Raw genomic sequence first — 14,737 nt, 5'->3', positions numbered from 1 at the left:
GGAGGAAACTCCTCCAAAATTGCACTTCAATTAAGTTTGGGGTAAATCATGGGGATTACAGAGCAGTAGCCTTGGGGAAGGCTGCTGCTCATTTTTTTTGCCTATACCAAAGCTAAACCCAAACGCTTGGCCAATTCTTGCTCCTTAATGCCAAATTCGGCCGCCAAAGCACGCAACTCTAACAAAATGCTGGCTTGCTCCTCTTCCGTAACTCCCTGCGGGCGCTTTTGGGCCGCTAACATCAGGTTTTTAGCCGTATGCTGGCCCGAAATAAACTCAAAAGCCTTGGCTTGATAGCCCTGATGCTCTAATAATAAGGCCCGAATGCTATCGGTTAATAGCTCGGCCTGCCGTTCCTGAAAAATGCCCTGCTTGAGCGGGAATCGCCATTGCGGAGCTACCGCCTGAATCTGTTTGCGGATTTCTTTATGACAACAAGGCGCAACCACCAACAAATCAGCCCCCTGCAAAAGACCCTTGTGCAAAGCATAATCTGTGGCCAAATTGCAAGCGTGTAAGGCAATTAAAACATCTATTTTTAGCTCCTTTGGAAAATCGGCAATGTCCATCGCCATAAAACGAATGCTGGCTTGCCAACCCAATTGCTCACTCAGTTGCTGACAAAACTCGACCAGTTCTGGCCGTAACTCTACGCCCAACAACTCTACTTCTTGCCCTTGCTGCATAAGAAAATCAACCAGCGCAAAGCTGAGGTAGCCCTTACCACTTCCCATATCGACAATGCGCAGGCGAGCAGCCTGGCCCAACAAATTGGTCTGCTCCAATTGGGCCTGCATAATTTCTACATACTTATTGATCTGCCGAAACTTGTCTTGCTGCTTGTCCTTGACCCGCCCCTTGGCATCCGTAATGCCCAAGGCCTGCAAAAATGGCCGATCTGCGGAGATGAGGTATTGCTTTTTGCGATTGTGCGACAAAGCCGCAGGCTCCGCCTTTTGGGCCATTTTTTTCCGCTGCAAACGAGCAATCCCCCGCCGATTAAAGAGGAGTTGTATCTCTTCTGTGGTCGTTTTTAAATAGGCCGCTTTATAGTCTTGCAACCAGCTCGATAGCTGGGGGTCTAGTTCTGCCAACAGATAATTTTGCACCTTATCCTGTGTAGGATAGCGATAGGTAGCTTGCAGGGCCAAGCCTTTTTTTAAGGCAATCGGGCGACCCAAAATCTTCTGGGCAGCTTCTTTTGGGCCCTTAGACAGGCTCAATTTGATTAAGGTTTTTTGGGCCAAAGCCTCTTGGAGCAATGCTATAAATTGCTGAATGGCAGTATCTTTCTCAGACATATCTCAAAAACTAAAGAATAACAGACTGCCCAATCTGAGCAGCGGCCTCAAAATACTAATTTTATTAGTGCTTTTTTGGTCCTTTTGTTTTGGGGCTGCCCCGCCCTGCGGGCGGGTCGGGCTGTGTCGGGGCTCGCAGGTCGCTCGGCCCTGCGCGGGCGTTGCCCGCTGGGTCTGCGGCTTCGCCGCCCCCCTTTCCATCCCTCAGCCTGCGGCGGCTTCGCCGCCTGAAAATATGGTATTGCTTCGCAAGAATATATAAATGAGGGTGCCCCCTCCTAAAATTAACTGCCGAAGAATACCGCCAAAAGAAAAAAATTGGATGAGCGGCCCAGCGCTGCGCAGCCGTGGCCGCAGGCCAGACCCAGCCGCCGAAGGTGGCGCAGGGCCGAGCAGACCTGCGAGCGGCGCAGCATAGCGGCGGCCAGCAAAGCTGGCCGCGGGCCACAAAAAAATCGCCTGTCTTCCAAAGAAAACAGGCGATGAATAAGCATTAAGCCAAGTTGATTAGCGATGAATAAGCAATTTTCGGCTCTGTTGTTTTTGGTCCAATTGCAGACGTAAATAGTAGACTCCAGCGGGCAAATTGCTTAAATCAATTTGCTGTTGCCATTTTTGATCTACAGTATATTGGCGAAGCTCTTGGCCCAAGGTATTTACCAAAGAAAGTCGAGCTTGCGGACTTTGCCCATCTAGTTCCAGCTGCACAAAACAGTTTTGGCTAGCGGGGTTCGGGAACACCTCAAATAAGCTTAGGCCTTCAATTGTTTCTACGGCAGTGGGTTGGATACAGAAACTACGGCTGGTAGAATCGGTAAAGTTAGTCCCCATATTGGCTAAGATGGTGCCCGCCGTATCTGTAAGCATAAAATTACCTGTATTTTGGCCATCATCTAAGCCATCTCCATAGCTATCATAGATAACAAAAGTATAGCAACCATTGGGCAAGCAATTGGCCTGACTAAAGGTTTGGTTGGGGGTCCCATCGGTATAAGGTCCACCACTAGCCACTACAAGGTTTTGTGTATTGAGAATTTCCCAAGTTGTTTCGCTTCCAAAGTTATCTGTGATAATGGCCACCGTCACATCTTGGCCAGGATTCACATAAGTGAAGCTAGTAGAAGCTGTATTATTGCTCAAATCGCCATCGGTTTGCCCATTGGGCGAACTCAATGTTATGCTATAAGTATGTGCTCCAGTGGCTACTGTAATTATAGGTAAGGTCACTGCAGTAGATGCATTGGTAGCTAGGGTGCCCGTCCAGTTAAAGCTTTGGGGACTTCCGCCATCGATGCTGTATTCAATAGTCAAGCTCGTTAGGGTATCTGCACCTAAGTTGGCTATCTTGATTTCGGGGGTAAAATCACCTTGGTTACAATAGCTTCCTGACAAATTAGTGATACTCAGTAGGGCTACGTCTTGAAGATAAGTAGGGGCTGCCACACAAACCTGAATTCCCCAGTTGTCTAGGCTTCCACCATCTTGGTTGGCACCATCCGATACGCTAAGCGTCCATGTTCCTAAGAGGTTTTCTCCATTGAAGACCGATAAGGGGTCCTCTGATTGGTAAGTGCCCCCACCAACGGGCGGGCAAGGCAACTGGCTACTAGCTGCAGCATCATCAAAATTGACATCAAAGTCATCATCTCCTCCACAAATTTGAGCAAAGAGAGTGGCATTACTGCTATTGGGGCTCGTCAATACAAAGGTCAAATCAGATACCCAAGAATGGGTTCCTGTTAAGTTGACCACATTCAAATCAATAATACTTCCCGCATTAGGGATATTGATATTAGAGCTGATTGTGGGAGCACCTGCGGCGGGGATAGCAATCGGCAAATCTGTGGCTGCATAAATATTACAATCGGCAGTAGTAAACTCAAATACAGCAGAATTGACTGAGTTGCTACAAACATTGCTAGCTGTCACTCGCCAATAATAAGTAGTATTAGCAGCCAAATTGCCAGAGGTATAACTTGGGCTACTGAGGTTCGTCGCTGACTCTACCATGTTTGTAAAGTTCGCATCGCTAGCGATCTCAATGCCAAAGCTTTGACCAGCGCTACTGCTAGCTGTCCAGCTAAAGTTAGCGGGACTAATAACGCCTTGAGCCTGATTGGCGGGCAGTTGGGGCGTTGGCGCAGCCAAATTGCCATCCAAAACAGAAAGGACCAAATTCAGCGTTTGTGTATCTGAAGCATTTTGGGCCACTAAACTGAGATTATAATCTCCTGCAGCTGCCGTTCCAAAAGCAATAGACAAAGTAGTGGTATCTGTGGGCGTAATGCTTGCATTGCCAAAGCTAGCCGTAGCTCCAGTAGGCAAGCCATTCAAGCTCAACTGAACGGGATCGGTATAGCCCAAGAGGCCTGTAACGCTAATCAAGTAGCTGCCGCTATTATTGGGACAACCTGCAATACTATCCATAGCCACAGAAAGGTTATAGCCAAAGGTTGCTGCTGTAATTTCAAAATCATTATCCGAAATATCAAAGAAGTTGCCTCCGCTTGCTCTAACCATAATGCGGCAAGTTGTAGAGGGGGTATTCGGTACCGTAATCACTTCGGAGCCATCGTTGGCGGTAGCCGTAGCGAGTACAGTAGGATAAGTCAAGCCGCCATCTGTAGACAATAAAATATCTACCAGCGTACAGTTGACTGGGGCATTATTGGTATTGGCCACATCCCATTCTACTGTTTTTTGGGTGCTTCCAATCCAGCTAATACCTGTAGCCGAAGGATAAGTCTCGATAAAAGGACCAGAGTTCGCATCTACATTAACCGATAAATCGGCATGATCGGTACAGCCACCGCCAGCCGCATTATCTCGAACAGTAAGACGGAAGTTATAGCTTCTGGATACAGATGAAAGCACCTCCCAAGTTGGACTAACCCCTGCGCTGAGATCCACTAAGTTGGGAAAATAGCGAGTGGGATTACTGCTGGGCGAAACCGAACGGAAGCTTGGCCCTACTGTAGAAGTTGGCAAAGGGGGCATCGTGGCCGTTTGATTGTCCATTTGCTCCCAACAATAAGTCAACACATCAGCCGTGTCTTGGTCCTGCGCATCTCCAGTGAGGAAGAAGGGCGTATTGGCTGGAATAACCAAAGTTGTGCTGCTGTTATTGACCACTGGCGAATTGTTGTTCAATGGCGTAGTTACAGCACAACTATGTGAACTGCCCGTAATGAAAGCCCCCATTTCTTCTAAAGAGACCCCATGAAAATGGTCATCGCTATTGCTTTGTACATTGGGCGCACAAATACCCGCATACCCCATAATTGTAGAAGCACTACCAGGCTCCATTGCAGTAGCCCCATTGCGGTTACAAGCATTGTTTTGGGTATGATTGGCCCCAAATTGATGGCCCATTTCATGTGCCACATAATCAATATCAAAAGGATCGCCGATAGGGCTGGCACTACCCGTTACCCCTCCTGCTTTATTGCTATTACAGACCGATTGTAGATAGGCAACTCCCCCACCTCCAGTAGAAAAGACATGCCCAATATCATAATTGGCCGTACCAATAGAATCATCACAGACCGTTTGGTTTTCGCCCAACATGGCCCCACCGCTAGAGTTGCTGTAAGGGTCGGTGCTGCCATTGGTATAAATAATTTTGTAGTTATCGGCCACAATGACCATCCGTATAGCCAAATCTCTTTCATAAAGCCCATTTACTCGGTTCATAGAAACTACCTGAGCCGCCAAAGCATCGGCTACTGTTCCCCCATGAAACTGGGTATATTCCCCTGTAGCGGCTAGCGCCAAGCGATAGGTCCGTAGCTCACAACTCCCAAAGGACTTGGGCAAAAATGGACGCTTATTCGTCTGTCCTTTCGTAATTTCCGCCTCCGTTTCACAGCTAAAATTCTTGGCCACCGTAGAACGGAAATCAGTGCGGTAATAGACCTGATAATAGCGCTTGTCGCCCTTAAAATAAACTGGATCAATAAAGATAGTGGGCCCATCGGCCTGCATAATCATAGCATGAAAACCCGCTGGTGTAAGATCAAAGCGAAGCGATTTACTAGGGTCAGTCACTCCCCGCCCGTTAAAGGTCTGTATATCGGGAAAACGCTCCGATAAGGCCGCTTCCATAATGGGCGACTCCTGAATATCAAAGCTTTCCATCCGCCCATCAGGCATGGGCAAACTAAGCAAAGTTTGGCTCATCCCCGCAATAGGCGTAAACTCCATAGGAGCCGCATCCAATAGCTGCTGCAACTGCCCCAAATCTAACTGATAATAAGCCGCGGCCTGCGGCTGAATATAACGAACCCCATAAATGGGAACAGTTGCCTCGCTTTGGCTTTGCCAAAGCTCTTGCCCCTGGGCCCATAAGCCTGTCAGCATCAAGCAACTAAGAAAAAAAGTGGATAAACTGCGCATAAGCATCGTTTTGAGTTGGTAATCCCACAAAGCTCAAATAATAATTTGGCAAAAACAAACTTATGGATATTTTATTTCGCCTTTAAAGTTAAGGTGATGAGGATTTGGGGCCTCCGCCTCGCTGCGCTCGTCGGCGCTACGTTGCGGGGCTCGCAGGCCTGCTCGGCCCTGCGCCGCCTTTGGCGGCTGGGTCTGGCCCTTCGGGCCACCCCTGCACATCGCTAGGCCTGCGGCGGCTTCGCCGCCTGCTATCTGTAGGTTTCAACCCAGAGGTATTATAAAATGCTAATCATCTCTTAGGGTATAGAAACCCCAAATAATCGGAAGGCTAAGCTATTCGGGATTTGTAAAATGGCATTTGTAAACTTAGGTAAGCTATTCGCAATTTGTGAAACCGTAGATCAAGACTTTGATGGGACTATTCCCAAAACTCATCCTACAGGCCCGAAGGGCCGCAGGCCTAGGGGCCTGCAAGGGTGCCGCGCAGCGGCAGACCCAGCCAGCTTGCTGGCGCAGGGCCGAGCAGACCTGCGAGCCCTGCAAGGGCCCGGCCGCCGAAGGCGGCAGGCCCCAAAACAGTCTCCTAAAGGCATAAAAAAGGCCCAAAACCTAAGTTTTGGACCTCTAGCTATTATACTTTGCGAAATGGGCTATTGCTTTCTAAACTTTTGGTAGAAAACCTCTTGCTGTTCGTTCTCTAGTTGCAGGATATAAAGGCCTGCGGGCAGATTGGGGACTGCAATCTGGTAGTTTTCTTGGCTCTGGCTAAGGCTCCCTTGCTGAATCAACTGCCCATTGAGTTGATAAATGGCGTAGCGCAGAAGGGGCTGCTGGCTCTGTAGGTAAAACTGCTCTTGAGTGGGGTTAGGAAACAGTTGAACCTGCGGAGCATTTTGGGCCATAGAAGGATCGGCTAAATGCGCTACGGCAGTAATGAGGCTTTCGCAGCCCCAGCCCTCTTGCACCTCATCAATGAGTACGCCCCGTTCATCATCTTGGTAGCAGACTAGCTCCGTAGTTTGGCCCTGCATTCCATCATTTGGATTGCAGACATAGGGGGTTGGATAAGGGAAAAAGCTAGTTTCTCCACCAATATTGTGAATGATTTTCCCCTTGAAATATTGGCTAGTCGTATCATCTAGAACCGTAGCGCTAATATTATAAAAAGAGCGATTAAACTGTAGTTGGTTAATCGTAAGGACATCTTTGTCCAAAAGCACTAAAGTATCTTCCAACTGATAATTGCTGTTATTGCTACAGCTTGCTCGATGTTGTTGGACAAGAAAAGAATCTCCAATCATAGCCGTAAAATCGTGTAGGATATTAAACTGCTGAGTTCTATCTAAGAAGAAGTACAGTTTGCCATTGTCTTCATAGAGAAACTCATCATTCTGCCAGCTAATGGTATGTCCAGCAATATAGGGCTGCTGGTTCTGGTATTGATAGGTATAGGCGACTCTATCGTGGCGAATCTTTTTGACTGCCTGCCCATTAACCACCGTATCTTTTTCATAGCTAAACATGCTGTAGGAAGGGAAATACATCTGCACTGCATGCTTATAGACCCAGATCGTGCCCGTAGGGCAAAAGCCGCTAGTATCTTGTTGTTGGGCCAGTAGGCCTTGAGAAAAAAGGAAGAGGAGGATAAATAATGCTTGTTTCATATTCTTTGCGATTTAATTTGGACTAAAGTTATGTTTTTTACTAGTAATTAGTTTCCTCGCATAAAAAAGCAGTCAATACCCTAAGATATTGACTGCCTTAGTGTTATACGGTTGTGCTAACTAGGCCTTGAGTTGAGCAATGAGCTCTTCTAGGCTACAGCTAGACTGATCTCCCGTTTTCATATTCTTCAGTTGGAGTTGGCCAGTTGTTCTTTCGCTCTCGCCAATAATGACCACTTTTTGCAGCCCTCTTTTATCGGCATACTTCATCTGCTTTTTAAACTTGGCCGCCTCTGGATAAATATCGGCTTTGATGCCAGCGGCTCGGCAAGCTTGTAGGCAGCTAAAGCCATACTTGAGCGAGTCTTCATCCATACAGAGGAAAAAGAGTTCGACTTCATCTTGTGGAATTTGGTCAAAGCGGCCCAATTCCTCCATCACATCAAAGATGCGGGCGGCCCCAAAAGAGCAACCTACGCCCGAGTTTCCTTCCCAGCCAAAGACCGCCGTAAGGTTATCATAGCGTCCTCCGCCACCAATGCTACCCATCTTGACCTTTTCTTGGCCGGGGGCAGTCGTATCGACCACCACCTCAAAGATACAGCCGGTATAGTAGCTCAGGCCACGGGCCAGGCTAAAGTCAAGGACCAGATTATTACTAAAGGTATAGCCTTCTAGGAAAGCAAAAACCTCTTGCAGCTCGGCAATGCCCTTTTGGCCCACTTCATTAGTTGGGCCAAAAAGCTCGGCTAGTTCCTCTAGGCTTTTGGCCTGAATAGCAGCTTGGATTTGCTGTTGTTGCTGCTCGTCTAGGCCTAGTTTTTCTAGTTCTTGGGCCACGCCTTTCCACTCAATTTTATCCAACTTATCAATAGCTACGGTAATCGGCATAAAGAGCTCAGGCTGGCCAATCATTTGGGCCAAGGCCTCCAGGAGTTTGCGGTTATTGAGGCGAATATCGACCTTCACATCAAATTTGGCAAAAGCCTGATCGTAAATTTGGAGGAGTTCGGCCTCATAGAGCAGAGAGTCCGAGCCAATTACATCCACATCACATTGATAAAACTCTCTATATCGGCCTTTTTGGGGGCGGTCGCCTCGCCAAACGGGCTGGATTTGATAGCGCTTAAAGGGAAAGGCAATATCGTTGCGGTTCAGGACCACAAAGCGGGCAAAGGGAACAGTTAGGTCGTAGCGCAAGCCACGGCTAGCGATCAGCGGGCTAAGGGCGGCGCTATCTTTCTCGGCCAAAATCTTTTCGAGTTCCTCGGGGCTGCTTTGTTTGCGCACCTCTTTTCCATTGAGGTAATCGCCATTATTGAGAATCTTAAAGAGCAATTGGTCGCCTTCATCGCCATATTTGCCTTGTAGGGTGCTGAGCATTTCTAGGGCAGGCGTTTCAATTTCCTGAAAGCCAAAGCGGCTAAAAATATCGCGCAGCGTATTAAAAATATATTTGCGTTGGCGGAGCTGCAAAGGACCGAAGTCGCGGCTACCTTGTACTAATTTCGGTTTCATGATATATATAGATCTAAACAGTCAAAAAATAAGATGGGAAAAATCGATCGCCTAATGATGCGTCCAACCTTGAGCCACCAAATCCATCAACTTGCCGCCCTTAGTTTGTAGGCGGATACCGTCTGCGGCGGGCACCATTTCCCCAATAATGGAAATATCCATATTGTACTTAATTTTATCGGCATCTTTGGGGTCAATGCAAAACAGCAGCTCATAATCTTCACCGCCATGCATGGCACAAACTAAGGGGTCCAGATTAAAATCTAGGGCTTTACGGTAGACCTTCTCCTTAATGGGCACATGCACTTCTTCGAGCAAGAGCCCTAGGCCCGATTGCTTACAAAGGTGTAGCGCCTCTGAAGAGAGTCCATCCGAAATATCAATCATAGCGGTGGGGACCAGCTTTTGCTCCTCAAAAAAGGCAATAATATCTTGGCGAGCTTCGGGCTTGAGTAGGCGGCCCACCAATTCCTCTTCGCCATCAAAATCGGGTTCCATATCGGGCTGCTCCATAAAAATTTGCTTTTCTCTTTCTAGCAGTTGAAGGCCCAAATAAGCGCCGCCCAAATGCCCAGTTACACAAAGCAAATCGCCAGCTTTGGCCCCACGGCGGTAAACCACCTTATCGGCGGCTTGTTCGCCCATAATGGTCAGGCTAAGGACCAATCCTTTGAGTGAAGAAGTAGTATCTCCGCCCACTAGATCAACGCCATAGATATCGCAAGCGAGCTGAATGCCCGCATACAATTCCTCCATAGCTTCCACCGAAAAACGATTAGACAGGGCCATATTGACCAACAACTGCTTGGGGCGAGCATTCATGGCATAGATATCTGAAAAATTGACCACAGCCGCCTTATAGCCCAGATGTTTGAGGGGCGTATAAGACAAATCAAAATGGATTCCCTCCACCAGCATATCGCTAGAGACTAGGGTTAGTGGACCTTCCGAAGCATAGCGAATGGCGGCGGCATCATCGCCCACACCCTTAATCGTAGAAGCATGCTTATGCGCAAAGGCCTTTGTTAGATGGTCAATCAAACCAAATTCTCCCAATTCTTTCAGTTCTGTTCGCTTCATAGCTATTCAATCGTCTTAATAATTTTTAATTTTTTTTGGGGCCTGCCGCCTTCGGCGGCCGGGCCCTTGCAGGGCTCGCAGGTCTGCTCGGCCCTGCGCCAGCAAGCTGGCTGGGTCTGCCGCTGCGCGGCACCCTTGCAGGCCCCTAGGCCAAGTCGCTTCGCTCGCCTTATTTGGACCAACCAAAAAGGGGCTTAACGCATCTCTTTAATGAAAGGGTTCATTTTGCGTTCTCGGCCCACGGTCGTTTTGGGTCCATGGCCCGAATAGACCACGGTTTCATCGGGCAGGGGTAAGATTTCATCTTTAATAGATTGCATGAGGATCTCGTAATTTCCGCCGGGCAAATCGGTTCGGCCAATGCTACCAAAAAAGAGTACATCTCCAGCGAGGAGCAGATGGTCCTTTTCAGAATAAAAACAAAGGCTAGCGGGGGAGTGGCCGGGGCAATAGAGCAGTTTAAAGCTCGTTTGGCCAAAGCTAAACGTCTCGCCTCCTTTGAGGAGTTTATTGGGTTTTGGGGAAGGGGTCACCTTGGGGATGCCGTATCTTTGGGCCACTTGAGGAAAAGCCTCGAGCATAGCGGCCTCGCCTTCGGGCACATAGAGCGGAATATCCCAGGTCTTGCAGGCAAAGGCATTTCCAAAAACATGGTCCAGATGGCAATGCGTATTGACTACAGCTTCGGGCTTCAGGCCTCTTTCCGAGATATACAGCTTCAGGCGTTCTTGTTCTTGGGCGGTGTAGCAGCCTGGATCTACAATGATACATGACTTGCTTTGGTCATATACTATATATGTATTTTCCTGAAACATATTAAAAGTGAAAGCTTGAACCACAGCCATAATTCCTTATTTTAAGATAGTTTTAAACGGTACTGTTTTCTCCTAAATCTGTTAAGAGCGACCTTTTGCCGCAAAAATACGTTTATTTAGGCAGAGAATCGATTTTATTGAGGCCCTAAAATTGTGGGCAATTATTTAAGCGCCTTTTCTATTGGGCCATCGCAGGCGAGCGCAGCGAGCCTGCAAAGGAGCGAAGCGACTGGCCTAGCGGCCTGTAGTGGTGCGGCGCAGCCGCAGACCCAGCGGGCAAAGCCCGCGCAGGGCCGAGCAGGCTTGCGAGCCACGAAAGGGCGCGGCCGCCGCAGGCGGCAGGCCCCAAAAAAACAGCAGGACCTGCTTCATTCAAGAATACCATAGCACCTCTAACTTATGCGACAACATCCCTACATCTATCTTTTTTTCTTGTTTTTATTGGCTGCGCCTCAGTTTGCGGGGGCCCAATTGGTCACGGCTGAATTTGGACAAAACCGTTTACAGTTGGAGCAATACGACTGGAAATATTATGAAAGCTCCAACTTTATTTTCTACTATCATCAGGATCAGGAGGGCTTAATGAAAACGCTTTTGCCGATGGCGGAGCAGGACTATCAGCAGCTCAAGAGTTTATTTGAGTATCAGATTCGGCAGCCCATTGAAGTCATTGTTTATGATGATTATAGTGATTTGATGCAATCTAATGTAGGGCTGTCGGCTCCTGCTCTGCTTCATTCGGGCCAGCAAGTTTATTTAGATAAAAAGCTATTGGTTTACTTTGATGGCAATCATCAAAACCTGCACAAGACCTTAAGTGAGGGAATTGCTCGGGCGGTCTTGAATCGGATGCTTTTTGGTTCTAATTTGCAAGAGATTGTTCAGAATTCGGTTTCACTAGATCTTCCCGAATGGTTTACGGAGGGGCTTGTTGCCTATGCTGTAGAAGAGTGGAACACAGAAAAAGACGATCAGCTTAGAGAGGCGCTTTTATCGGGTCGCTATGCTAACTTTTTGGAGTTAGCAGATAAGCATCCAGCGCTAGCGGGGCAATCCTTATTTCATTATGTAGCTCGCAACCATGGCAAAACTGCTGTTTCCAATTTGCTTTATCTTAGTCGCATTCATAGGAGTATTGATGTTGGTTTTCGCTATGCTTTTGGCAGTAGTTTTTATGCTGTAGCTGGAAGTAGTTGGTACAAATACTTTATGCAGCGTTATGAGAGTGATAATTTGGGAAAACTCTTTCCAAATGCGGGAGAGCTCAAAGTAAAAGTGGGGAAAAAGGTTATCAGTCAGTTAGTTTTGGCCCCTAATGCCAAACATGTTGCTTATGTCAAGCAGCGTTTGGGCAAGCAGCAAGTAGTTTTACAAGATACAGAAAGTCAAAAAACTAAAGTAGTTTGGAGCCAGGGAGCAAAAGATTACAGCAACCGTAGCGATACACATTATCCGCTTTTGGCTTGGCGCAATGATCAGGAATTGGCTATTGTTTATGAGCGTTCAGAAAAAGTTTATCTCCAGTTTTTGAATGTGAAGACGGGCAAAAAATCGGGGCTACAACAGCTTAAAGACATTGAACGTGTAGGGCATATTAGTCATTATCAGGGCAGCCAGTTTTTGCTTTCGGCTCAGGCCAAGGGGCAAAGTGACTTGTTTTTGTATGCTAATGGGCAAATGACTAACTTGAGTCAGGACGGCTGGGATGATTTGAGTCCAACAGTTATGAATTTTCAAGGAAAGAAGGGGGTATTATTTAGCTCTAACCGCCCAGCGGCTAAAATGAAGCTCCCTTTGGGCCAACAGCTCCCCCTACTTCAATTTGATCTCTTCTTTCTGCCCTTAGAGGAGAAAGGCGAGTTGATTCGCTTGACCAATAGCTTTTTGGTCAATGAGAAACACCCCCAAGCATTGGGTGATGGGCAGTTTAGTTTTCTCAGTGATCAATCTGGAATTTACAACCGCTATATTGGCCAAATAGACAGCCTGTTGTTGGGCCAGCAGTTAATGGGGTACCCCAAATCGGGGGGGGAGCCTATCCTTTTGCCCTTAGACAGTAGTTTTAGCGCTGCAGATAGCAGCCAAATGGATAGTTTTGGGCGGCAGCCGCTTTATGGTTGGCAGACAAAGCTCATCGCCAACACCAATTACAGCCGTAATATTAGGGCCCATAGCATTACCCCAAATGGTCAAAAAGTAGCTGATTTACTCTTCAGAGGCGGAGGATACAAACTCTTTTTGAGAGATTTGCGCAGCGATAGAGAAATGCAAATGGCCCCTAGCCGCTATCGCCTAATTTTAGAACGCCAATATGGTCTTTTGCAACATCCCAAAACTCGATCTATTGAAACTAAAAAGGTCGAACAGCCTAAAAAAGAACAAGAACCACAAACAGACAAAAGCCTCGAAGAGGAGCTCAAAGCTGTAGAACAAGAAATCAAAGCCGATAGTCTCCCCCCAAACAATAGCGATACGGCCAAGGTAGATATTGACAACTATCTGTTTCAAACAGAATTTGAAGAAGTAGAAACACCAAAACTCAATAGAAAAGATAGTACAGCCCCCAAAGCCATTGAACTAATAGAAGGACAAAATGGCCAAATTGTCGAAAAGGAAACGCCCAAAGAAACAACTATTAAAAAGCCGCAATATAAACTAGCCCAATTTAAAGCGGGACAAGGCCAAACTTACCGCAATAACTTTTATGTGGATGGGGTCAAATTCACTTTTGATAATAGTGTGTTATATAATGGCATGGACCTTTATTTAGGCGGCCCTTTCCGTCTCCCCCCTCTTTCCGCTCACTTCCAAGTTAATTTTACCGATGCACTAGAAAACTACCGCTTAGAGGTAGGGGCTCGTCTACCACTAGATTTTGATGGGATGGAGTATTTTCTCAACTTTGAGAACCGCAAATATCTTATCGACCAAAAATATAGCCTTTACCGAAGAGGCTTTAGCGAAGATTATGTTATTGAAGATAGCACGGGAACTATCCAAGAACAGGTAGAGGGCCGAACGCTCAAACATTTGGCAATGGCCCAGTTTAGCTACCCCTTGGGGCGCTTTCACTCTATCCGATCTACCCTAAGTTTTCAGGCAGATAGAGTATCTATCCGCCCCGAAGACTTGAGCAGCTTGCAGGTCCCTATTTATGACGAAAATCGCCTAGGAATTCGTTTGGAATATCTCTATGATAATAGCGTAATTATCGGACTCAATGCACGCAAAGGCTCTAGAATGCGGATCTATGGAGATTATTTCCAAGGTATCCCCTTTAGCACTGGCGAGCGCCTCGGCCAGGCCGCTAAAACACCAACTTTTGCCCTAGGCCTAGATGCACGCCACTATATTTCATTGGATGATAAGAGTATTCTGGCCTTCCGCTTCGTAGGCGCTAGCTCTTTTGGCCAACAAAAAATTCTATATAACTTAGGCGGAATGGAAAACTGGCTCTTTAGTAGCCAAACAGAAACTATTCCCCTACCCGACGGACAAGATTATGCCTACCAAACTGTAGCCGCCAATATGCGTGGCTTTGATGCTAATATCCGAAACGGTAGCTCTTTTGCCCTCATCAATGCAGAATTACGCATTCCCATTGCTGAATACATGAGCGCCCCCTCTAGCTCTAGCATTATCCGTAACCTACAACTAGTCGGATTCTACGATGTCGGAACCGCTTGGCAGGGGAGCTCACCTTTCTCTAAAGATAACCCCCTAAACAGCACAACAATTGATCCCGCCGCTGGGGTAAATGTGGTTTCACCTATCCGCCTACGCGTCAATTACTACCGCCGCCCGATTGTTCAAGGCTTCGGATTTGGCCTGCGCTCTGTCGTCTTTGGCTATTTTATTAAAGTAGATTACGGTTGGGGAGTAGAAACTGGCGAAATTCAACGCCCCAAGTTTTATCTATCTCTAGGTAAAGATTTTTAGGGGCCTCCGCTGCGGCTTCGCCTTG

8 protein-coding genes are annotated in these 14,737 nt (G+C 47.3%); 1 reads left to right on the top strand and 7 read right to left on the bottom strand.

Features of this window, described 5'->3' with window-relative positions; translation table 11 throughout:
- Positions 1-101: 101 nt before the first annotated feature.
- The 7 genes from PPO43_RS09045 to PPO43_RS09015 all read right to left on the bottom strand — a co-directional run bounded on the left by PPO43_RS09045 (position 102) and on the right by PPO43_RS09015 (position 10,803).
- The gene (locus PPO43_RS09045; RefSeq protein ID WP_272617026.1) at positions 102-1,301 is read right to left on the bottom strand and encodes a class I SAM-dependent methyltransferase; all 1,200 of its coding nucleotides are present in this window, start codon (positions 1,299-1,301) and stop codon (positions 102-104) included.
- Positions 1,302-1,585: 284 nt separating this feature from the next.
- Positions 1,586-1,795: a hypothetical protein gene (locus PPO43_RS09040; protein ID WP_272617025.1), complete on the bottom strand. Its 210-nt coding sequence runs from the start codon at positions 1,793-1,795 to the stop codon at positions 1,586-1,588.
- A 13-nt stretch (positions 1,796-1,808) separates the two neighbouring features.
- Positions 1,809-5,696: a reprolysin-like metallopeptidase gene (locus tag PPO43_RS09035; RefSeq protein ID WP_272617023.1), complete on the bottom strand. Its 3,888-nt coding sequence runs from the start codon at positions 5,694-5,696 to the stop codon at positions 1,809-1,811.
- Between the two features lie 650 nt (positions 5,697-6,346).
- The gene (locus PPO43_RS09030; RefSeq protein ID WP_272617021.1) at positions 6,347-7,360 is read right to left on the bottom strand and encodes a T9SS type A sorting domain-containing protein; all 1,014 of its coding nucleotides are present in this window, start codon (positions 7,358-7,360) and stop codon (positions 6,347-6,349) included.
- Positions 7,361-7,480: 120 nt separating this feature from the next.
- Positions 7,481-8,878 carry a histidine--tRNA ligase gene (hisS, locus tag PPO43_RS09025; RefSeq protein WP_272617019.1) on the bottom strand — a complete coding sequence of 466 codons (1,398 nt, stop codon included), beginning with the start codon at positions 8,876-8,878 and terminating at the stop codon, positions 7,481-7,483.
- A gap of 51 nt (positions 8,879-8,929) precedes the next feature.
- Entirely contained in the window at positions 8,930-9,958 is a 1,029-nt protein-coding gene (gene thiL, locus PPO43_RS09020; protein WP_272617017.1) for a thiamine-phosphate kinase, read from the bottom strand.
- Positions 9,959-10,152: 194 nt separating this feature from the next.
- Entirely contained in the window at positions 10,153-10,803 is a 651-nt protein-coding gene (locus tag PPO43_RS09015; RefSeq protein WP_272617015.1) for an MBL fold metallo-hydrolase, read from the bottom strand.
- A 369-nt stretch (positions 10,804-11,172) separates the two neighbouring features.
- Here PPO43_RS09015 and PPO43_RS09010 point away from each other — a divergent pair, with 369 nt between their 5' ends.
- Positions 11,173-14,712 (top strand): hypothetical protein, encoded by a 3,540-nt coding sequence (locus tag PPO43_RS09010; RefSeq protein WP_272617013.1) that lies wholly within the window; start codon positions 11,173-11,175, stop codon positions 14,710-14,712.
- Positions 14,713-14,737: the final 25 nt, after the last annotated feature.

The sequence above is a fragment of the Saprospira sp. CCB-QB6 genome, assembly GCF_028464065.1.
Taxonomy (GTDB): domain Bacteria; phylum Bacteroidota; class Bacteroidia; order Chitinophagales; family Saprospiraceae; genus Saprospira.
The sequence above is the reverse complement of the archived record's forward strand: the minus strand, read 5'-3'. Positions and strand labels throughout refer to the sequence as shown.